The 20,887-nt window shown below is 69.3% G+C and carries 21 protein-coding genes; 18 read left to right on the plus strand and 3 right to left on the minus strand.

Annotation, left to right across the window (positions count from 1 at the left end; all coding sequences use genetic code 11):
* Positions 1-247: 247 nt before the first annotated feature.
* Positions 248-1,771, minus strand: a complete 1,524-nt coding sequence (locus tag IU449_RS14560) for an aldehyde dehydrogenase family protein (protein WP_195003199.1) — start codon at positions 1,769-1,771, stop codon at positions 248-250.
* Between the two features lie 293 nt (positions 1,772-2,064).
* Here IU449_RS14560 and IU449_RS14565 point away from each other — a divergent pair, with 293 nt between their 5' ends.
* Positions 2,065-3,357 (plus strand): PucR family transcriptional regulator, encoded by a 1,293-nt coding sequence (locus IU449_RS14565; RefSeq protein ID WP_195002661.1) that lies wholly within the window; start codon positions 2,065-2,067, stop codon positions 3,355-3,357.
* Here the strand turns inward: IU449_RS14565 and IU449_RS14570 are convergent.
* Positions 3,333-3,632 (minus strand): DUF2277 domain-containing protein, encoded by a 300-nt coding sequence (locus IU449_RS14570; RefSeq protein WP_195002662.1) that lies wholly within the window; start codon positions 3,630-3,632, stop codon positions 3,333-3,335. The two genes, IU449_RS14565 and IU449_RS14570, sit on opposite strands and share 25 nt — an antisense overlap.
* 141 nt (positions 3,633-3,773) lie before the next feature.
* On the opposite strand from IU449_RS14570, the gene IU449_RS14575 reads away from it, so the two are divergent.
* Positions 3,774-4,709 (plus strand): DUF1266 domain-containing protein, encoded by a 936-nt coding sequence (locus tag IU449_RS14575; protein WP_228804713.1) that lies wholly within the window; start codon positions 3,774-3,776, stop codon positions 4,707-4,709.
* A gap of 1 nt (position 4,710) precedes the next feature.
* On the opposite strand, the gene IU449_RS14580 is transcribed toward IU449_RS14575, so the two are convergent.
* Entirely contained in the window at positions 4,711-5,664 is a 954-nt protein-coding gene (locus IU449_RS14580) for a hypothetical protein (protein ID WP_195002663.1), read from the minus strand.
* Positions 5,665-5,997: 333 nt separating this feature from the next.
* Here IU449_RS14580 and ftsH point away from each other — a divergent pair, with 333 nt between their 5' ends.
* The 16 genes from ftsH (at position 5,998) to IU449_RS14660 (ending at position 20,780) form a co-directional block, all read left to right on the plus strand.
* Positions 5,998-8,451 carry an ATP-dependent zinc metalloprotease FtsH gene (ftsH, locus tag IU449_RS14585; RefSeq protein ID WP_195002664.1) on the plus strand — a complete coding sequence of 818 codons (2,454 nt, stop codon included), beginning with the start codon at positions 5,998-6,000 and terminating at the stop codon, positions 8,449-8,451.
* A 70-nt stretch (positions 8,452-8,521) separates the two neighbouring features.
* Positions 8,522-9,196, plus strand: coding sequence for a GTP cyclohydrolase I FolE (folE, locus tag IU449_RS14590; protein WP_416382168.1), 675 nt, complete (start codon positions 8,522-8,524; stop codon positions 9,194-9,196).
* A 74-nt stretch (positions 9,197-9,270) separates the two neighbouring features.
* Entirely contained in the window at positions 9,271-10,110 is an 840-nt protein-coding gene (gene folP / locus IU449_RS14595) for a dihydropteroate synthase (RefSeq protein ID WP_228804860.1), read from the plus strand.
* The gene (gene folB, locus IU449_RS14600; RefSeq protein ID WP_195002666.1) at positions 10,107-10,535 is read left to right on the plus strand and encodes a dihydroneopterin aldolase; all 429 of its coding nucleotides are present in this window, start codon (positions 10,107-10,109) and stop codon (positions 10,533-10,535) included. The genes folP and folB overlap by 4 nt, the downstream gene beginning before the upstream one ends.
* Positions 10,532-11,083: a 2-amino-4-hydroxy-6-hydroxymethyldihydropteridine diphosphokinase gene (gene folK / locus IU449_RS14605; RefSeq protein WP_195002667.1), complete on the plus strand. Its 552-nt coding sequence runs from the start codon at positions 10,532-10,534 to the stop codon at positions 11,081-11,083. The genes folB and folK overlap by 4 nt, the downstream gene beginning before the upstream one ends.
* Complete coding sequence (locus tag IU449_RS14610) at positions 11,080-11,547, plus strand: DUF3180 domain-containing protein (protein ID WP_195003201.1); 468 nt, start codon at positions 11,080-11,082, stop codon at positions 11,545-11,547. The genes folK and IU449_RS14610 overlap by 4 nt, the downstream gene beginning before the upstream one ends.
* Positions 11,548-11,617: 70 nt before the next feature.
* Complete coding sequence (locus IU449_RS14615; protein ID WP_195002668.1) at positions 11,618-12,976, plus strand: DUF6779 domain-containing protein; 1,359 nt, start codon at positions 11,618-11,620, stop codon at positions 12,974-12,976.
* A 136-nt stretch (positions 12,977-13,112) separates the two neighbouring features.
* Entirely contained in the window at positions 13,113-14,060 is a 948-nt protein-coding gene (locus IU449_RS14620) for a Rossmann-like and DUF2520 domain-containing protein (protein ID WP_195002669.1), read from the plus strand.
* Positions 14,057-15,013, plus strand: coding sequence for a pantoate--beta-alanine ligase (gene panC / locus IU449_RS14625; RefSeq protein WP_195002670.1), 957 nt, complete (start codon positions 14,057-14,059; stop codon positions 15,011-15,013). Before IU449_RS14620 ends, panC begins: the two co-directional genes overlap by 4 nt.
* 13 nt (positions 15,014-15,026) lie before the next feature.
* Complete coding sequence (gene panD / locus IU449_RS14630; RefSeq protein ID WP_067858451.1) at positions 15,027-15,446, plus strand: aspartate 1-decarboxylase; 420 nt, start codon at positions 15,027-15,029, stop codon at positions 15,444-15,446.
* 47 nt (positions 15,447-15,493) lie between these two features.
* Positions 15,494-16,288, plus strand: coding sequence for a type III pantothenate kinase (locus IU449_RS14635; protein WP_195003202.1), 795 nt, complete (start codon positions 15,494-15,496; stop codon positions 16,286-16,288).
* Between the two features lie 405 nt (positions 16,289-16,693).
* Positions 16,694-17,248 carry a cysteine dioxygenase gene (locus IU449_RS14640; RefSeq protein ID WP_228804864.1) on the plus strand — a complete coding sequence of 185 codons (555 nt, stop codon included), beginning with the start codon at positions 16,694-16,696 and terminating at the stop codon, positions 17,246-17,248.
* 5 nt (positions 17,249-17,253) lie between these two features.
* Positions 17,254-17,676, plus strand: a complete 423-nt coding sequence (locus IU449_RS14645; protein WP_195003203.1) for a rhodanese-like domain-containing protein — start codon at positions 17,254-17,256, stop codon at positions 17,674-17,676.
* 202 nt (positions 17,677-17,878) lie between these two features.
* A complete protein-coding gene (gene lysS, locus IU449_RS14650; protein WP_195003204.1) occupies positions 17,879-19,345 on the plus strand; it encodes a lysine--tRNA ligase in 1,467 nt (488 codons plus the stop codon).
* Positions 19,346-19,494: 149 nt separating this feature from the next.
* Positions 19,495-19,854, plus strand: a complete 360-nt coding sequence (locus IU449_RS14655; protein ID WP_067858458.1) for a histone-like nucleoid-structuring protein Lsr2 — start codon at positions 19,495-19,497, stop codon at positions 19,852-19,854.
* 302 nt (positions 19,855-20,156) lie between these two features.
* On the plus strand, positions 20,157-20,780 hold the full coding sequence (locus tag IU449_RS14660) for an FHA domain-containing protein (RefSeq protein ID WP_195002672.1): 624 nt from the start codon (positions 20,157-20,159) through the stop codon (positions 20,778-20,780).
* Positions 20,781-20,887 lie beyond the last annotated feature (107 nt).

Here is a 20,887-nt window from a genome sequence, read left to right on the forward strand (position 1 = left end):
TTCCCCTCGGCGTCCCATGGGTCGAGGTGTCGAGAGGTTTCGGTAATCGCACAGGAAATGGATCCGGACGGAAGGGTGTAATCCGAATTCTCGGATAGTGATATTCGTCACATTAAGTGTATCCAGCGGACGAAATGGGTCCGGAGACGACGAAAGCGCTGTGATCCACGACCAAGTCGTGAACCACAGCGCTTCGCGCCGAGAGGCCGTCGGGGCACCCCGCTCCGAGCCGGCCGTCGGTCCGGGACTACTCGCTGTTGCGCTTCAGTTCGAGCAGTGCGGGGAGGTTGAAGCGGCGCAGGCCACGCGCACCGGCCAGGCGCATCGCGCCGACCGCGGTCAGCAGATTCGGCAGCTTCACCGGGTACCAGAACAGCTCCCGCTCCTGGGTGGGCATGATCGGCTTGGTGATGGCCTTCTGCCTGCAGTACTTGCGCACGCCCGCGGCGCCGCCCCAGCGCGCGCCCACGCCGGACAGGCCCCAGCCGCCCATCGGCAGCGCGAAGCTGAACAGGTTGGCGAACACGTCGTTGATGTTGACCGCACCGGCGTTCAACTGACGCGCGATGCGCTCGCCGCGATCCTTGTCGCCGGTCCAGACCGAGGCCGACAGACCGTAGATCGAATCGTTGGCCAGCCGGATCGCCTCGGCTTCGTCGGCGACCTTGATCACCGGCAGCGTCGGGCCGAAGGTCTCCTCGGTGATGCAGGTCATGCCGTGATCGACGTCGACGAGGACGGTGGGCTCGAAGAAGGTGCCCTGACCGGTGCGCTTGCCGCCGGTGAGTACCTTGGCGCCCGCCGCCACCGCCTCGTCGACGTGGCGCTGCACGATCTGCACCTGGTTCTCGTTGGCCAGCGCGCCCAGATCGTTCTCGATCGCGCGACCGTCCAGGCCCTGACGCAACGCGGCGACCTTCTCGGTCAGCTTGGCGACGAACTCGTCGTAGACCGGCTCCTCGACATAGACGCGTTCGATCGAGATGCAGACCTGGCCCGCGTTGAACATGCCGCCGAAGGCGATGCCGTTGGCTGCGCGCTCGAGATCGGCGTCGGCCAGCACGATCGCCGGATCCTTGCCGCCCAGCTCCAGGCTGTAGGGGACCATCCGCTCGACGCACGCCGCGGCGATCTTGCGGCCGGTCGCGGTGGAGCCGGTGAACTGCACGTAGTCGACGTTGTCGATCACCGCGGCGCCGGTCGCGCCCGCGCCGGTGACCACGGCGAAGACCGGCGGTGCGCCGATCTCCTCCCAGCCCCTGGCCAGTTCGAGCGCCGAGAGCGGGGTGACCTCGGAAGGCTTGAGCACCACGGTCGCGCCCGCGGCCAGCGCCGGGAACACATCCATGATCGGCATCGCCAGCGGGAAGTTCCACGGCGTGATCACACCGACGACCGGGTAGGGCCGGTAGGCCACGGTCAGCTTCTTGACCCGGGCCAGCGGGCTGTGCGGCGAGGGGTGCTCGTCGGCGAGGAACTTGGCCGCCCGGCGAGCGTAGAAACCGATCAGGTCGGCGCCGAAGGACGGGTCGATCAGCGCGTCGCCACGCGCCTTGCCGGTCTCGGACTGCAGCACGTCGGCCAGGTGCTCGGTGTTGTCGATGATCCAGTCCTGGAACGCCAGCAGCCACTTCTTGCGGCCGTCGGGGCCGATCGACTCCCAGCCGGGCTGATGTTTGCGCAGTTCGGCGACGGTGGCGGCGATCTCGTCGGCGCCCCGCACCGGCACCGAGCCGACGATCTCGCCGGTGCCGGGATTGCGCACCTCGATCACGTCCGGGGCCGTCGCCTTGTCCGCGGCGGCCTTCGATTCGACGGCCGTCGGCGCCGGGGCGTTCTCGACGGCACTGCCGTTGGCGGCCTGCTCGGTCGCATCCTGCTCGGTCACGGCCTGCTCGGTCGCGGACTCGGTGTTGGTCACTGCTGTTTCTCCCACTGACGTCGTGCTGTGGACATCGCCGTGCGCCGACCGCTGTGAGTCAGCTCACTGAACTATGATCGTGACACAATACAGGGGGAGTTTCTTGGCCCATTATGTCAATCGGATCGGGTCGATTTGTGTCGATGAAACAAAATCCGGTCGCAGACCGGGCGGGCAGGACCAGTCCGGTGGTCCTCGCCTGGCTGGCCGACTATGTCTCCGACACCATGCGCTCGGACACCTTGGAGAAGGTCGTGGTCCGGCTCGACAGCGTCATCGTGGCCAAGGTGCCCGAACTCGCCGACCGGGACATGAGCCGTGACCTGGCCGCGAGCACCCGCGCGCACGCCCGGACCCTGCTGAGCAATCTCACCAGCGACACCTTCGAGTTCAGCCTGCCCGCCGAGGCGCACGCCTTCGCCCGCACCATCGCCCGGCGCGGATTCGACCTGCGGGTGCTGCTGCGCACCTATCACGCCGGGATGGAGGCCGTGCTCGAATACATGAACGAGGCGGTCGAGCAGCGCGAGGTGCCGGCGGAGATCGAACGCGCGGTCATGCTGCGGATGTTCGACCGCACCACCAAATGGATCAGCATGTCGGTGGAACTGCTCACCGACACCTATGTCGAGGAACGCGAGCGGGTACTGCGCGCGGCGCTCAACCGGCGCACCGAGACCGTGCGGGCGTTGCTGGCCGGGGAGGAACTCGACACCGACCAGGCCGCGGTCCGGCTGGGCTATCGGCTCACCGGACATCATCTGGCCTTCGTGCTGTGGACCGATCAGGGCGAGCCCGGCGGCGATGCGGAGGTGACCGATCTGCTCGACCGGGTCGCCGCCCGGGTGGCCGCGGATCTGGGCAGCGCCCGGCTGCTCACGATGTCGTCGGGAGCCAGCGGGATGTGGGCATGGGCCGGACTCGACGATCAAGCGCACGCCGCCGAACTCGCGGTTCCCGGCCGGATCGAGCGGAAGCTGGCAGGCTCGGTCGACGAACCGGTGCGGGTCGCCTTCGGGGTGCCGGGCGCGCGGATCGCCGGTTTCCGATCCGGGCACCGCGAGGCGATGGCGGCCCGCCAGGTCGCCGAGCGCGGCGACGGCGGGCGCCGCGTCGTGGCGTATCGGGACGTGGAGATCGCCTACCTGGCCGGGGTCGACGCCGAGGCGATGCGAGGGCTGATCGAGCGGGAACTGCGCGCGCTGGCGGGCGAGGAGGAGAACGTCGTTCGTCTGCGCCGCACCCTGCACACCTACCTCGCCCAGCGCCGCAGCCCCGAGGCGACCGCGAAAGCGCTCGGCGTGCACAAGAACACGGTGCGCTACCGGCTACAGCGCATCGAGGAACTGCTCGGGCATCCGATCGAGCAGCGCGGGCTGGCGCTGGAGGTCGCGCTCACCTGCCTGGCCGCCTACGACGAGACGGCGGGCCGGTAGCCCGAGCCGTCTCGGTCCGTGGTCGCCTCCCTGGCCCGCACCCGGCGCGCGGGCGGCTCGACACCGTCGGCGACCGGGTGCTGCGGGAGTTCGGCGAGCAGCGTGGTCGTGGCGGCCGCGATGGTCGCCACCGCCTTGTCCACCGCGGCTTTGGTGGTGGTGGACAGGCCGGACACACCACCGACCTTGCGCACGTACTGCAGCGCGGAAGCATAGATTTCCTGCTCGGTAGCGGCTGGTTCCAAACCGCGCAGGCGGGTGATGTCACTACACATGGGTGCACATTAGCTCCCCGAAAGCCGATGTGGCACCGCAAGAATCTGATGGGCGTGAAATCGGTCGCGACGACTGGGGAGAAATCCCCCGCTGGACGATAACGGCGCTGCCGCACCGGTCCATGGTGAACAATCGGAGGCATGCCTGCCCGCGGTATACCCACATTGACGACCTTCCCGTACGAAGAGCTCGACAACCGGGAGGAAGACCACTGGTCCGGCGCGGCCATCTCCGACGACGAATTGCGCGCGCTGGCACTCGGTGGCTACTACTCGACCCGCTGGGACGCCTTCCACGACGCGCTGTTGCTCGGCCCGGAACGCGAGCACCCGCTCGGGGATCGCCGCGAACTGGCGATCGACACGCTGACCGGCGCGTGGGGCATCACCGACGGCACCGAGGCGCAGGCCTCCATGGAGCAGTTGCTCGACGGTATGCACGCACCGCTGTACGCGCTGGTGAACCCGTTGGTGAAGGCGTCGATCAACGCCAGTGAACGCGACCGCTTCGGTGAGCGCGCCGATCGGCACCGGGCGTTCCTTCGCCAGATCGCCTCGTTCCGCGGTATGGAGAACCCGGAGTCGCTGGTGCGTGACTACGACATCTGGGCTCAGGCCATCAAGATCGGCTTCACCGATCACCTCGCTCGCCCGCTGCCCGCCGACATCCACGCCTGGGATCTGGCCAGAGTGGTCGCGGTGGCGCGGATGGCCTTCACCGCCGGATACATCGAGGCCGACGTGGCCTGGGGCTATCTCATGCGCGCGCTCCCGCTCGCCCAGCGCAAATATCGCAACTGGCGGCAGTTCGGCGACGCCTATCTCACCGGCTGGACCTACTGGCAGGCGTGCGAGGACCTGGCCGAACTCAAGAACGGCGGCGTCGACCGCCGGCTGGAACTGCTGCGGTTGTGGATTCGCCCGACCAGTCCGTGGCGTCGCATCGAACTCAACGGCCCGAAACCGGAGAGCGGTCCGGAGTTGCTCGAGGAGATCGATCGGGACGGCGAGCCGGCAGAGCCCGGCGAGGCCGGGGACACCGGGGTATCCGGTGACCCCGGCGCGACCGGGATCTGAGTCAGCCCGCGTCGGGCAGCGAGCGCAGGATGCCGCGCCCGTAACGCTGGAACTGCACGTCGTCGACCATGCCGAGGGAGTGCCGTTCGACCAGCAGTTCCCACTCGGCGTACAGCTGGGCGACACCGGGGTCGGACGGGCCCGCCGCGCCGTCGACGGCCTCGCGGCGTACCGCGAAGGTCACCGCGCACGCGACGCGTTCCATGTCGGCTCTGTCCGCGCCGGTGAAGCGCAGCGTGAGGTGGCCGTCGTGGATCTCGAGTCCGGTCTCGCCGCGGGCCGCCCCGATCTCGCCGGGCGCCCCGGCGGGCGTCTCGGTCGAATGCGCGTACAGCACCGCGGCGACCGGGAATTCGTAGGCGAAGCCGTTCTCCGGATCGAGGGAGATGAACAACACCCGGGAGGTGGTGGCGGCCAGCAGTCCGGGACCCGCGGCGGGCGGGGCGGTGGCCACGGCCGTCTCCAGGACGTACTCGTCGGGCCGGACGAAATGGTGCAGCGCGGCGATCCCGGCATCCGCGCCCGCTCGCGGGGTCATCCGCGACACCGCGCGGTCGACGTCGCCACGGGTGGGACCTTCCTCGGTCCACACCGGTGCGGGCGGATCCAGCTCCGGGGCGGCGATGTCGACCCGCCGCGCGTTCAGGATCTGGTCGTTGATGCGCTCGACGATGCGGCCGGCCACGGGCACGTCGTGCTCGGCGATGAGTACCGGCAACGGGGTGCGGTCGGCGGGTACGCCGGTGAGCACCGGGGCCGGGTGGCGCAGATAGATCTCGATCACGACGGCGTCGTCGGCGCGCCTGCTCAGGCGGACCTTCAACAATTCGTCGACCGGGACATCCAGCACGCGCTCACCTTCGGTGTCGCCCTCGCCGCCCGGACGGAGAACGATCAGACGTCCGTGCCCGTGCCGCACGATCGCGGTGGGCGTTCGTAGCTCGACTATGTCCATACCCCCTGCGCTCCGTTATGTGTCGTCGCTCACGATAGGCCGAACATGACATGCTTGTGTCGACTCGAGGCAGACCGGAGCGAGGAATCGGGAACCTGCGCTGTTCCCCGGTCGTTTACCTGTCGAACTGCACCGATTGCAGAACGGCGCGATGTATCGAGTAGACCGTACGCGGTAACCTGGCATGTCCGCATCCGATTCCCCCAGCGGACGGAACCGGGTGCGTAATGCCACACGCTGTGCTCGATGTATCGCTCGATGGATCACGCTCGATGGATCACTCGGCAAGAACCCGGAGAAACCGGAAAGGACTGGCCGCCCGGCCTACGCTCTATGAACCGCAAGACAGTGTTTCGCACCCTGGCCATAGTCTCCGGCATCTTGCTGGTGATCTATGTGTTCAGTTATTTCGGAGACGACACGCGCGGCTGGCAGAGCGTGGACACGTCGGTGGCGTTGAGCCAGCTCCAGGACAAGGGCAACCTCGAGAACGTTCAGATCGATGATCGCGAGCAGCAGCTGCGCATCGATCTGAAGAACGGCAACGACGCCACCAAGGGCTCCGACAAGATCATCGCCAAGTACCCGGGCGGCAGCGAGACCTCCTCGAAGATCTTCGACGCCGTGCAGCAGTCCGGCGCGCCCTACAACACGGTGGTCAAACAGGACAGCTGGCTGGCCCAGATCCTGTTGTTCGTGCTGCCGATGGTGATCCTGCTCGGCCTGTTCATCTTCGTGATGGCGCGGATGCAGGGCGGTGGACGCGGCGGCATGATGGGCTTCGGCAAGTCCAAGGCCAAGCAGCTGTCCAAGGACATGCCCAAGACCACCTTCGCCGACGTGGCGGGCGCCGACGAAGCGGTCGAGGAGCTCTACGAGATCAAGGACTTCCTCCAGAATCCGGTCCGTTACCAGGCACTGGGCGCGAAGATCCCCAAGGGTGTGCTGCTCTACGGCCCGCCGGGTACCGGCAAGACCCTGCTGGCGCGCGCGGTCGCGGGCGAGGCGGGTGTGCCGTTCTTCACCATCTCCGGTTCGGACTTCGTCGAGATGTTCGTCGGCGTCGGTGCCTCCCGGGTGCGCGATCTGTTCGAGCAGGCCAAGCAGAACAGCCCCTGCATCATCTTCGTCGACGAGATCGACGCCGTCGGCCGCCAGCGCGGCGCGGGCCTCGGTGGCGGGCACGACGAGCGCGAGCAGACCCTCAACCAGCTGCTCGTCGAGATGGACGGCTTCGGCGACCGCACCGGCATCATCCTGATCGCGGCGACCAACCGTCCCGACATCCTCGACCCCGCGCTGCTGCGCCCCGGCCGTTTCGACCGGCAGATCCCGGTCGGCAATCCCGATCTGGCCGGCCGCCGCGCGATCCTGCGGGTGCACTCCCAGGGCAAGCCGATCTCCCCGGACGCCGACCTCGAGGGCCTGGCCAAGCGCACCGTCGGCATGTCCGGCGCCGACCTGGCCAACGTCGTCAACGAGGCCGCGCTGCTCACCGCGCGGGAGAACGGCTCGGTCATCACCGGTGAGGCGCTCGAGGAATCGGTCGACCGCGTCATCGGCGGCCCGCGTCGCAAGAGCCGCATCATCAGCGAGCACGAGAAGAAGATCACCGCCTACCACGAGGGCGGTCACACCCTGGCCGCCTGGGCGATGCCCGACATCGAGCCGGTCTACAAGGTCACCATCCTGGCGCGCGGGCGCACCGGCGGTCACGCCATGACCGTGCCCGAGGACGACAAGGGCCTGATGACGCGCTCGGAGATGATCGCCCGCCTGGTCATGGCGATGGGCGGCCGCGCCGCCGAGGAACTGGTGTTCCACGAGCCGACCACCGGCGCCTCTTCCGACATCGACCAGGCCACCAAGATCGCCCGCGCGATGGTCACCGAATACGGCATGAGCGCGCGCCTGGGCGCGGTCCGCTACGGCCAGGAGCAGGGTGACCCGTTCCTCGGCCGGTCGATGGGTGTGGGCTCGGACTACTCGCACGAGGTCGCCCGCGAGATCGACGAGGAGGTGCGCAACCTCATCGAGGCCGCGCACACCGAGGCGTGGTCGATCCTCAACGAGTACCGCGATGTGCTCGACACGCTGGCCGTCGCGCTGCTGGAGCGGGAGACCCTGCACCGCAAGGATCTCGAGCAGATCTTCACCGGGGTGACCAAGCGGCCGCGCATCACCGCGTTCAACGACTTCGGCGAGCGGGTGCCCTCGGACAAGCCGCCGGTCAAGACCCCGGGCGAACTCGCCGCCGAGCGTGGGGAGTCGTGGCCCCCGGAGCAGCCTGTCGACCAGGCGGCGGTGCAGGTCGCGGCCAAGCAGCTGACGCCGGTTCCCGTCAACGGGCACCCGGGTCATCGGCAGGGCGCCGCGCCGCAGGGCCAGCACGCCCAGGGCGGTTACCAGGCGCAGCCGCAGTACGCCCATCCGCAGCCGGGCGGTCACACCCCGCCCACCGAGGTCTATCCGCGACCGGGCGCGCCGACCCACGGTTCGCGACCGGACTACGGCGCTCCCGCGGGCTGGTCGGCACCCGGCTGGCCGCCACGGGATGAGCCGACGCAGCAGCAGGCAGGCGCTCCGGGGTACGGCGGATGGAGCGGCCCGCACTCGCAGCCCCAGCCGGAAGCGCCGCAGCCGCCGCAGGGCTTCCAGCCGTGGGGCGAGCCGCAGCAGGGTGGCCCGGCAGGCCAGGACGGCCCGGCCTACGACGAGCCCTCCCGTCCCGGACCGGCGCACGACGACGACCGCCGCGACTGGGACGGACCGAACGGCCGGTCCTGATCCGGTCACGATTAGGCTCGACCACGCCGGTGGGCGAAGACCACCGGCGCGGATTTGGAGGTGTCCTCGATTGTCGGCCAACCATGACACGGCGTTCGACGCCGTGACCGGCGCGGAATTCGACGGCGCGAACGGCGTGGTGCCCCAGCCGAGCCTGCGCGCGCAAGAGACCGGTCGTCTCTTCGACCAGGACCGGGCGGAAGCGGCGATCCGCGAACTGCTGATCGCCGTCGGCGAAGATCCGGACCGTCCCGGCCTGATCGACACCCCGGCTCGGGTCGCTCGCGCCTACCGCGAAATGTTCGCCGGGTTGTACACCGAGCCCGACCGGGTGCTCGACACCACCTTCGACGAGGGACACCAGGAGCTGGTGCTGGTGCGCGACATTCCGATGTACTCGACCTGTGAGCATCACCTGGTGTCCTTCCACGGCGTCGCGCACGTCGGCTACATCCCCGGCCCGGCCGGGCGGGTGACCGGCCTGTCCAAGCTGGCCAGGGTGGTCGACCTCTACGCGAAGCGCCCGCAGGTGCAGGAACGGCTGACCAGCCAGATCGCCGACGCCGTCATGCGCAAGCTGGAACCGCGCGGCGCGATCGTCGTGGTGGAGGCCGAGCATCTGTGCATGGCGATGCGCGGTATCCGCAAGCCCGGCGCGAGCACCACCACCTCGGCGGTGCGCGGACTGCTGCAGACCAACGCTGCCTCGCGTGCCGAGGCACTCGATCTGATTCTGCGGAAGTGAACCGAGCCGCAGGGAAGGCGGAAGCGGTGTCCGTCCCGAGCATCACCGCACGCGGCGACCGTCGGTGCGTGGTGATGGGCGTGGTGAACGTGACCGGCGATTCCTTCTCCGACGGCGGGCGGTATCTGGACCCCGACCGCGCCATCGCGCACGGCATCGAGCTCTACGCCGCGGGCGCCGACATCGTCGACGTCGGCGGCGAGTCGACCCGGCCGGGCGCCGATCGCGTCGACCCGGTCACCGAGGCCGCCCGGGTGACCCCGGTGATCCGCGGCCTGGTCGCCGCGGGCGTGCCGACCAGTGTGGACACCATGCGCGCCGCGGTCGCCGAGGCCGCGTTGGCCGCCGGTGTCGCCGTGATCAACGATGTCTCCGGTGGCCGCGCCGACCCCGATATGGTGAAAGTCGTGGCGGACGCGCGGGTTCCATGGATCCTCATGCACTGGCGCGCGGCGGCCGACTACCGGCACGCGGGCCCCGCCGAGCACTACGACGACGTCGTCGCCGAGGTGCGCGCCGAACTCGGCGCCCAGGTCGATCTGGCGGTCGGGGCGGGAGTGGATCCCGGCAGGCTGATCCTCGACCCCGGTCTCGGCTTCGCCAAGAACGCCGAGCACAACTGGGCGTTGCTGGCCGCGCTTCCGGAGTTCGTCGCGGCAGGCCTGCCGGTGCTGATCGGCGCCTCGCGCAAACGGTTCCTGGGTACCCTGCTGGCCGACGCCGACGGACCGCGCCCACCCGACGGTCGCGAAGTCGCCACCGCGACGGTCTCCGCCCTCGCCGCCCAGCACGGCGCCTGGGGCGTCCGGGTGCACGACGTGCGCTCCTCGTTGGACGCGATCGCCGTCGTCGACGCCTGGCAGCGGGCAGCCGCGGCGATCTCGTCCGAGCGGCCGGAAGGAGCTACCCGATGACCCAGCAGAGCACACCGGCCGCCACCGCCGATGCCGCCGACTCACGATCGGCCGGACCGGACCGCATCGAACTGCGTGGCCTGCGGGTGTTCGGCAGGCACGGTGTCTTCGAGCACGAGCGTCGCGACGGCCAGGAATTCGTGATCGACCTGACCGTGTGGGTCGACTTCACCGTCGCGGCCGCCTCCGACGACCTCGCCGCCACCGTCGACTACGGCGCGCTCGCCGAGCGGGCGGTGCGCATCGTGGCCGGCCCGCCGCGCAATCTGATCGAGACGGTGGTCTGCGAGATCGCCGACGACGTGATGACCGATCCGCGCATCCTGCGTGCCGAAGTGGTGGTGCACAAGCCGTCCGCGCCGATCCCGCACAGTTTCGCCGATGTCCGGGTGGTCACCTCCCGCACCAGGCAGGAGGCCGGGTGACCCGGGCGGTGCTGTCCATCGGCTCCAATCTCGGCGACCGGCTCGCGCACCTGCGCGGCGTGGTCGACGAGTTCGCCGACTGCCTGGTCGCGGTCTCGCCGGTGTACACGACCGCGCCGTGGGGCGGAGTCGAGCAGGACGACTTCCTCAACGCGGTGGTGGTGGTCGACGACGACGCGCGTGAGCCGGGCGATTGGCTGGCCGCCGGGCAGCGCCTCGAGCAGGCCGCGCATCGGGTCAGGGAGATCCGTTGGGGCGCACGTACCCTCGATGTCGACGTGGTGTGGTGCGCCCGCGGCGGGGAGCCGGTGATCAGTGCCGATCCGGTATTGACTCTGCCGCACCCGCGCGCCCACGAACGCGCCTTCGTGCTGATCCCGTGGCTGGCCGCGCAGCCCGAGGCGGTTCTGGCCGTGTCGGGTGTCGAGCGGCCGGTGCGGGACTGGCTGGCCGATCTCGATGCCGCCGAGCGCGCGGGCGTGCGACGTACCGAGTTGTCGTTGAGTGCCCGCGCGGTCGCGGGGGAGGGATCCTCGGAGTGCAACTGAAGCCGACCAAGGCATGGGACCTGGTGGCCACGGTCGTGGTCGCGGCGCTGGCGGCCTGGATGGCGACCCGGTTCGCCTATGGCAGTTTTCCGCCGATCTCGGTATTCGCCGGCGCCTCGCTGTATCCGGTGGCCGCGATCGAGGTGGCGCTGGCGTTCGTGATCCGGGCCAGGGTGCGCAACGAGGAGGTGGGCACCGGCCGGAAACTGCACCCGATCACCGCCGCCCGCGCGGCCGCGCTGGCCAAGGCCTCGGTCCAGGTGGGCGCGATCGTGGCGGGCATCTGGCTCGGCTTCCTGTTCTGGGTGTTCCCGCAGCGCGGCGAGCTCACCGCGGCTGCCGCCGACTCTCCCGGTGCCGTGGTGGGCTTCTTCGCGGGTGTGGCGTTGGTCGCCGCCGCGTTGTGGCTCGAGTATTGCTGCCGAGCTCCGGACGATCCCACCGACGAGACCGCTACCACATAGCGAATTCCGGGATCGGAATCACTCCGGCGTATCGTGGGCGGAACCGCGCGCGCAGGCTACCCTGGCGGGCATGGTTGGACCGTCCCGTAGCAGCACTTCCCGTCCCCGGCGGGATCAAGCGGGACGCTATTTCATCGGCGCTCTCGTGCTGCTGGGACTGATAGCCAGTGTGTTCCTGATCTTCAGCAACAGCGTGCAGTTGATACGCGTGGGCATGGTGGCCGCGCTGTGGGCGGCGGCCGTCGCCGCGATGGCCGCCACCAAGTACCGCAAGGATGCCGCCGTGGACCAGGCGAAGGTCCGCGACCTGCAGAAGGTCTACGAGTTGCAGCTGGATCGGGAGATCTCCGCGCGCCGCGAGTACGAGATGGGCGTGGAGGCCAGGGTCCGCGAGGAGGTCGGCGCCGACGCCGCCGAGATGGCCGCCCTGCGCGCCGAACTGTCGGTGCTGCGCCAGAGCCTGCAGCGCCTCTTCGACGGCGATCTGCCTGTCGACCGCCCCGCGCTGCGCGCCGAAGCCGTGCGCGTCCGAGCGCTGCCGGGAAGCTTCGGCGACGCGGCCGATCACGAGGCTCCGGCGAACGGTAACTCGCCGAATGCCGATACCGCCTCGCGTGCCCGCGGATCGACCCCGGTCTTCGAACCGGGGCACCCGTACCCCGCCGCGTTCGCGGGTCCCGACGACGAGCCGGTGACCGCCGAGACCTCCATCGTCCCCGCCGACTACGACCCGTCCGCCCCGGCCGCGACCCGTCTCGGTCCCGGCAACTGGCCACACGCGTTCCATACCCTCGGTGACGCGGGAGCCTGGGCCGATGTCTATGCGACCTCCGAAGCGGCCACCTCCGAAGGCGCAACCTCCGAAGGTGACGAGCTGTCGAACGAGGCCGTCCCTTCCGCCGAGCGGGCCTCCCTCGCGTCCACCGGTTCCGCCGATGCCGCGCAGACGAAGGGCACCGCTGCGGCATTCGCGGTCCAGGAGGCCGCCTCTTCCGTGTCGGTCGCCCCCGCGATCGCGACGAGCGGCCCGACCGGATCCGGCGCCCCCGCGGAACCAACAAATGCGGCCACCACAGCGGCCGGCGCGGCGGATTCCCGCGCGTCCGAGCATCCTTCGGCCGACGCCGCGACAGTCTCGTCCAGCGCCGCCGACGCCCCCGCGGTCGCCACGCCCCGCACGACCTCCGCGGCGCCGCCCGCCGTGGCCGCGGTCGCCCCCTCGACTACGGTGGCCGACGCGAGCGCCGCCGATACCGCGAACAAGCCGACCCACCCGCAGCCCGCCCCGGCGGCGGCGCCGAAGTCGGCCGTCGGCACCCCTTCCCGCCGCCGACATCGCGAGAAGTCCGGTGCCGGGGCAGGGGAGCGCAAATTGTCGGTCGCCGAGATCATGGCCAATCTCGCCGCCGAACAGCAGCGCAGCAACTGAAACCGCGCCCACGGAGTGGGTGAGCGATAAATCACGTTCGGTCCCGGTAGCTCTGGCAAACGACGGGCGGATATCCTCGACCACGAAACGTCCGGTACCCGCAGCGCGGGACTGGAACGACATCGAGAGGACAACGTTGACCTCGGCAAGCCCGACTTCCGACAGCGCCGCGTCGGGATTCGACCCCGCGCCTGCACGCCTGACGGTGGGAATCGTCTCGGCGGGACGCGTCGGATCGGCTCTCGGCTCGGCTCTGGAACGCGCCGGACACGTGGTGTTCGGCGTCGCCGCCATTTCCGATGCCTCCAAGCATCGTGCGCGCACCCGGCTGCCCGATTCGGAGATCCTGCCGGTCGAGCAGGTCGCCGCGCGTGCCGAACTGCTGCTCCTGGCCGTCCCCGACGCCGAGCTGCCCGGCCTGGTCCGCGGCCTGGCGACGGCGGGCGTGGTCCGACCGGGCACGCTGGTGGCGCACACCTCCGGCGCGAACGGCGTCGCCGTGCTGGAACCGCTCACCGCCCTGGGTGCCCGCCCACTGGCCATCCATCCGGCGATGACCTTCACCGGCCACGACGAAGACCTCAGCCGCCTGGCCAACGCCTGCTTCGGCGTCACCGCCGCCGACGACATCGGCTACGCCGTCGCGCAGTCGCTGGTGATCGAGATGGGTGGCGAGCCGGTCCGGGTGGCCGAGGAGAATCGCACGCTCTACCACGCCGCCCTCGCGCACGGCAGCAATCACCTGGTGACCCTGGTGCTCGACGCGGTGCAGGCGCTGCGGGAATCGCTGGCCGGCCCCGGCCTGCTCGGCCAGCAGATCGTCGACGACCAGCCCGGCGGCCTGGCCGAACGCCTGCTCGCCCCGCTCGCCTCGGCTGCCCTGGACAATGCCCTGCGCCGCGGCCAGTCCGCCCTGACCGGCCCGGTGGCCAGGGGCGACGCGGCGGCGGTGGCGGCGCATCTGGACGCGCTCGACGCCGCCGATCCCGGCGTGGCGCAGGCCTATCGCGCCCTGTCGCTGCGCACGGCCCGCCGGGCCGCCGCCGACCCCGCCCTGATCGACCTGCTGGAGGGACGCCGATGATCAACACCGCACTGCGTGGCGCGTATCGCCCCGGCGAGCTGACCGTGCACCACGATCCGGAGGTGCTCGGCTCGGTGGCCAAGGCGCTGCGCGGCGTCGGGCGCACCGTCGCGCTCGTCCCCACCATGGGCGCCCTGCACGACGGTCACCTCGAGATCGTCCGACAGGCGAAGCGGACCAACCAGGTCGTCATCGTCTCGATCTTCGTCAATCCGTTGCAGTTCGGCGCGGGCGAGGACCTCGACAAGTACCCCCGCACCCTGGACGCCGATGTGGAACTGCTGCGCGCCGAGGGCGTGGAGCTGGTGTTCGCGCCCAGTCCCGCGGACATGTACCCCGACGGCCCGCGCACGACCGTGCACCCCGGCCCGCTCGGCGCCGAACTCGAAGGCCTCACCCGCCCCACGCATTTCGCGGGCATGCTCACCGTGGTCGCCAAGCTGTTCCAGATCGCCCGCCCGACCCAGGCGTTCTTCGGTGAGAAGGACTACCAGCAGCTCACCCTGATCCGGCAGATGGTGCGCGATCTGAACTTCGACGTGAAGATCGTGGCCGTACCGACCGTGCGCGAAGCCGACGGGCTGGCCCTGTCCTCGCGCAACCGCTACCTCGACGACGCCCAGCGCGAGACGGCGCTGGCGCTCTCGGCCGCCCTGTCGGCGGGCGCGCACTCCGGCGGCCTGGGCGCCGAGGGCGTGGTCGCGGCGGCCCGCGCGGTCCTCGACGCCGCCGAGGGCATCGACCTGGACTACCTGGAATTGCGTTCTTCGACGCTCGGCCCGGCCCCGGCCTCCGGCAATGCCCGCCTGCTGGTGGCGGCCAAGGTCGGCGCCACGCGTTTGATCGACAACATCGCCGTCACCCTCGGCGCCCCGATCGACGGGCACCCGAACCACGGCGCCGCACCCCGCCCGGTGCCCGCCGATTCCGCTCTCGTTCCTCCCGCGCGCTAGAAAGGCGACGACGATGCTGCGCACCATGATGAAGTCCAAGATCCACCGGGCCACCGTGACCCACGCGGACCTGCACTACGTGGGATCGGTGACGGTGGACCAGGACCTGCTCGACGCCGCCGATCTGCTCGAGGGCGAGCAGGTCTGCATCGTCGACATCGACAACGGCGCCCGCCTGGAGACCTATGTCATCGCGGGCGAGCGCGGTTCCGGCGTGATCGGCATCAACGGCGCCGCCGCGCACCTCGTGCACCCCGGTGACCTGGTGATCCTCATCGCCTACGGAATGATGAACGAGCAGGAGATCGCCGCGTACGAGCCCAAGGTGGTCTTCGTCGACGAGCGCAACCGCGCCGTCGAGCTGGGCGCCGACCCGGCACACGCGCCGGAGGGGTCCGGCCTGACGTCCCCGCGCGCGCTGACCTTCGTCTGATGCCCGATCCTTCCTCCGCGACGGAGGGAGCCGCGACCGGGGGACCGATGCTGCTGACCATCGACGTCCGCAACACCAGCATCGAGCTGGGCCTGTTCACGGGCAGCGGATCGCACGCCCGCCTGCACCGGCACTGGCGCATGCACACCAACCCGCTGCTGACCGCCGACGAGTTCGCCATGCAGCTGCGCGGCCTGATCGGCGCGCCGCTGGAGGAGGTGGTCGGCGTCGCCGCGCTGTCCACGGTGCCGCCGGTGCTGCACGAACTGCGCGCGATGCTGGACCGGTACTGGTCACACGTGCCGCACGTGCTGGTCGAACCCGGTGTGCGGACCGGCATCCCGCTGTTGGTCGACAATCCGAAGGAGATCGGCGCGGACCGCATCGTCAACGCGCTGGCCGCCCACCAGCAGTTCGGCGCCGCCGCGATCGTCGTCGACTTCGGCACCGCCACCACCGTGGACCTGGTCTCGGCCAAGGGCGAGTTCCTGGGCGGGGTGATCGCTCCCGGCGTCGTCATCTCCGGGGAAGCGCTGATCGAGAAGGCGGGCCTGCGCCGGGTGGAGCTGGCCCGGCCGCGCTCGGTCGTCGGCAAGAACACCGTGGAGGCGATCCAGTCGGGCGCGGTGTTCGGGTTCGCCGGCCTGGTCGACGGGCTGATCGACCGCATCCGCGACGAGTTCGACGCTTTCGCGGGCGAGGATGTCACGGTGGTCGCCACGGGCAGCAGCGCGCCGCTGATCGTGCCCGAGTCCGAGACCATCGACAAGCACGAACCGCACCTCACGCTGACCGGTCTGCTGCGGGTCTACGAGCGGAACCTGCAGCGGCGCAAGGGGTGAGAGGTGCCGGGACGAGGACCGGCGGCGGAAGTGGACGGCACCGACGCGCGTGGATCACTCGCGGCGCCGGTAGCCCGCGGCGTAGATCACTTTCCGGGGGCTGTCGCCCTCCCGGACGACGCTGCTACACTCGCTGACGTGTTCCACCATGTGCGCACCCAGGAGTGTTGTCGAGGCTGATCCGGCCCCGACAGTTCGAGGCCGACTTCTGATAGTCCCTCGACCGTTCACCCTCCTGGAGTATCGCTCATGCGTTCCTCTGTTCTCGCTTCTTCCGATCCCACGCGGGCACTCGCCGAACCGACCGTCTTGTCGTCGACGGCGGCCGCCCGGATCGCCGATGTCGCCCCGCTCGCGCCGACGTCCCCGCTGATCGCTGCGCCTCGTCGTGTCACCACCGCGCGCCTGCCCGACGATCCTCGCCTGCAGCGCCCGCTCGCGCCCGCGTTGCCCACCCGGCTGCGTCCCGCCGACCTGCTGCGCATCACCGACGAGGGGGCCGAGGACGTGCTCGACGGGCGTTACGACCACCTGCTGCCCGAGGGCGGCATCCTGCCCGTCGACGAACGCTGGTCCGCCCGGATCCACGCCGACGACGAGGTCGATGTGTGGCTGATCAGCTGGACGCCATCGAAGACCACCGAGCTGCACGACCACGCGGGCTCACTCGGCGCGTTGACCGTACTCAGCGGCGCGCTGTCGGAATTACGTTGGAATGGAACGGAATTGCGTGCCAGGACACTGTCGGCGGGTGACCAGGCAGCCTTCCCGATCGGCTGGGTGCACGAGGTGATGCGCGCCCCCGCGGCGATCGGATCGCACACCGCCGAACCGACCCTGAGCGTGCACGCGTATTCGCCGCCACTGACCGCCATGTCCTATTACGAGGTCACCGGTCACGGCACGCTGCGGCGCACGCGCACCGTTCTCACCGATGAGCCCGAAGGTGATATCCGATGAGCCGTCTGACCATCGACCAGATGCTCGACCACGCCCGAGCCGCCCTCACCCGGATCTATGCCTGGCAGCTGCCCGAGGCTCTGGGCCGCGGCGCGATTCTGGTGGACATTCGCCCGCAAGCCCAGCGCGATCGCGAGGGGACTCTGCCCGGCGCCTTGGTCATCGAACGCAATGTCCTGGAATGGCGGCTGGATCCGTCGAGTTCCGCGCGACTGGCGCTGGCCACCGATCACGACGTGGAATGGATCGTGGTCTGCTCGGAGGGATACACCTCGAGCTTGGCCGCCGCCTCGCTGCAGCAACTCGGCCTGCACCGGGCCACCGATCTGGTCGGCGGCTATCAGGCGTTGAAGGCCGCCGGACTGCTCACCGTCGCCGCGGGGACCGCGCATTTCGCTCGCGAGGTCGCGTCCCTGGCGTCGCTGTAATACATCTTTCGCAACCGGATTCCACGCCGACCGTTCGCCTTCGCGCGCGCGGTCGGCGAGACGTTCCCGGCCTGTTCGCGCGGTGTCCGGGCGCTCGCGGGCGGATTTGCGGGCCACGCTAGGGTTACCCGATGTGAGCACCCCGAATGCGCCTGCAGGCAAGAAGAACGCCGCCCAGCCCGTCGCCGACGTGCCCGAGCAGATGCGGATTCGCCAGGACAAGCGTGCGCGGTTGCTCGCCGAAGGCGTGGACGCCTACCCCGTGGTCGTGCCGCGCACCCATACCCTGGCCGAGATCCGGGCCGCCTATCCCGACCTACCCGCCGATACCCAGACCGGAGAAAAGGCCGGCGTAGCCGGACGCGTCATCTTCGTACGCAATACCGGCAAGTTGTGCTTCGCCACTCTGCAGGAGGGTGACGGCACCAAATTGCAGGCGATGATCAGTCTCAACGGGGTCGGCGCCGAGGCGCTCGCGGCCTGGAAGTCCGATGTGGACCTCGGCGACTTCGTGTTCGTGCACGGTGAGGTGATCGTTTCCCGCACCGGCGAATTGAGCGTCATGGCCGATTCCTGGTCGATGGCGGCCAAGTCGCTGCGTCCGCTGCCGGTGGCGCACAAGGAGATGAACGAGGAATCGCGCGTCCGCCAGCGTTATGTGGATCTGATCGTGCGCCCGGAGGCCAGGCAGATGGCCAGGACGCGGGTCGCGGTGGTGCGGGCGCTGCGTAACGCGCTCGAACGCCGCGGCTTCCTCGAGGTCGAGACGCCGATGCTGCAGACGCTGCACGGCGGTGCGGCGGCTCGGCCGTTCATCACCCATTCCAACGCGCTCGATATGGACCTGTACCTGCGTATCGCGCCGGAGTTGTTCCTCAAGCGCTGTGTGGTCGGCGGCCTGGAGAAGGTCTTCGAGATCAACCGGAACTTCCGGAACGAAGGTGCCGATTCCACGCATTCACCGGAGTTCGCGATGCTGGAAACCTACGAGGCCTACGGCACCTACGACGACTCCGCGACGATGACCAGGGAATTGATCCAGGAAGTCGCCCAGGAGGCGCTCGGCACACTGGTGGTAACCCTTCCCGACGGCAGCGAATACGACCTCGGCGGCGAGTGGTCGACCGTCGAGATGTATCCGTCACTGTCCGAGGCGCTGGGCCGTCCGGTGACTCCGGAAACGACCGTCGAGGAATTGCGATCGATCGCCGCGCATGTCGGACTGGAAATTCCGGAGGGTAAGGGCTACGGCCACGGCAAACTCGTCGAAGAACTCTGGGAACACCAGTACGGCGACAAGCTGTACGCGCCGACTTTCGTGCGCGACTTCCCGGTGGAGACTTCTCCGCTCACTCGGCAACACCGCAGCAAGCCCGGCGTGGCCGAGAAGTGGGATCTGTACGTGCGCGGCTTCGAGCTGGCCACCGGTTATTCCGAACTCGTCGATCCGGTGGTCCAGCGAGAGCGGTTCGTCGACCAGGCCAGGCTCGCCGCTCAGGGAGACGAGGAGGCAATGGTCCTCGACGAAGAGTTCCTCGCGGCGATGGAGTACGGTATGCCGCCGACGACCGGAACCGGTATGGGAATCGATCGCCTGTTGATGGCGCTCACCGGTTTCGGAATCCGGGAAACGATACTGTTCCCAATTGTTCGCCCGGCTGCTCGTTGAGTCGCAGTAGTAGATCGGAAGTAGTAGAGCAGCAGTAGTTCGGTAGTGCTGCTCCGGTCCCGTCTTGGAATTTTTTGACTTCAAGGTATTCTTATCACGGGTAATCGGCCTAGTCGCGGGTCGCACGATTTCGAGAGGACGTTCAGCTCATGGCAAAGAAGGTCACCGTTAGCCTGATCGACGATGTCGACGGTGAGTCCATCGCAGACGAGACCATCGAGTTTGCGATCGACGGAGTGTCGTACGAGATCGATCTGTCGTCGGTCAATGCCGCGAAGCTGCGTGACGGGCTGGAAGAGTGGGTTTCCAATGCGCGTCGGGTGAGCGGCCGTCGCCGCGCGAAGGCGGTCTCCGGTGGCGCCGCGGCACCGAAGAGCCGCGTATCGATCGATCGCGAACAAAGCGCCGCAATTCGTGAGTGGGCGCGCCGCAATGGCCACAAGGTCTCCGCGCGCGGCCGCATCTCCGCCGACATCACCGACGCCTACAACAAGGCTTCGAAGGGCTGACACGAAGAGCGGGTTTTTCCCACTGCCGCCCGGGTGAATCGTGCGACACCCGGGCGGCAGTGTGTTCACGACAGGGCGTGCTCATGGCAGGCGTTCTCGAGGCGTTCTCGGGACAACGCGGACCACAGACGTGGCGTGCCCGTGACAGAACACAGACATATTTCGGCCCGCCCGATGGCACGTGACCTCGGCAGGGGTGGGCGGCGCGGGCGATCTGTGCGATCGTTCCACTGGTGGTTCGTCGGTGATCGCCCGGTGCGCTCCAGCGGCAGGCGATGTGGGAAAGATGAGGTGGCGGCGCGGTGACAGCATTCGTCGGTTCGTTGTTGCGGTACGTCGACGACAACGGGCGGCAGCAGGAGTTCGAGCTGAGCGCCGAGCGTCAGCGCATCACCATCGGCCGTTCCCCGCAGGCCGACCTCTCGCTGAGCTGGGATGCCGAGGTCTCGCGGCTGCACGCCGCGGTCGAGTACCTGGGCACGCACTGGACCATCGTCGACGACGGCCTTTCCCGCAACGGCACGTTCGTCAACGGCGAGCGGCTCACCGGCAGGCACCGGCTGCAGCCGGGAGATCGCATCCGGGTCGGCACCTCGCTGGTGTCCTTCCACGAGTTCGGCACGCCCGCCGAGGACATCACCCGGGTGGCGACGGGCAGCACCCCCACCCTGCGCTCGCTCACCGAGACCCAGATGGCGGTCCTCATCGCGCTGTGCCGCCCGTACAAGAACGGTGCGGGGTTCGCGACGCCCGCCTCCAACCAGCAGATCGCCGAGGAACTGTTCCTCAGCGTCGACGCCATCAAGACCCACCTGCGGGCGCTGTTCGCCAAGTTCGGGGTGGAGAATCTGCCACAGAACCAGAAGCGGGTGCGGCTGGCCGCCCTGGCCATGCAGAGCGGCATCATCTCCGACCGCGATCTGTGACCCGGCTCGCCGGGGCGATCCCGGCCCGCCCTCGCGGGTGTAGAGGTGTTCGCTCTGGGCAAAACCCCCACGGAAACGATTCGCCTACCGCTCGCGTTGTGAGTGAA

Origin of the sequence: Nocardia higoensis, assembly GCF_015477835.1 — a bacterium.
Classification (GTDB): Bacteria; Actinomycetota; Actinomycetes; order Mycobacteriales; family Mycobacteriaceae; genus Nocardia; species Nocardia higoensis_A.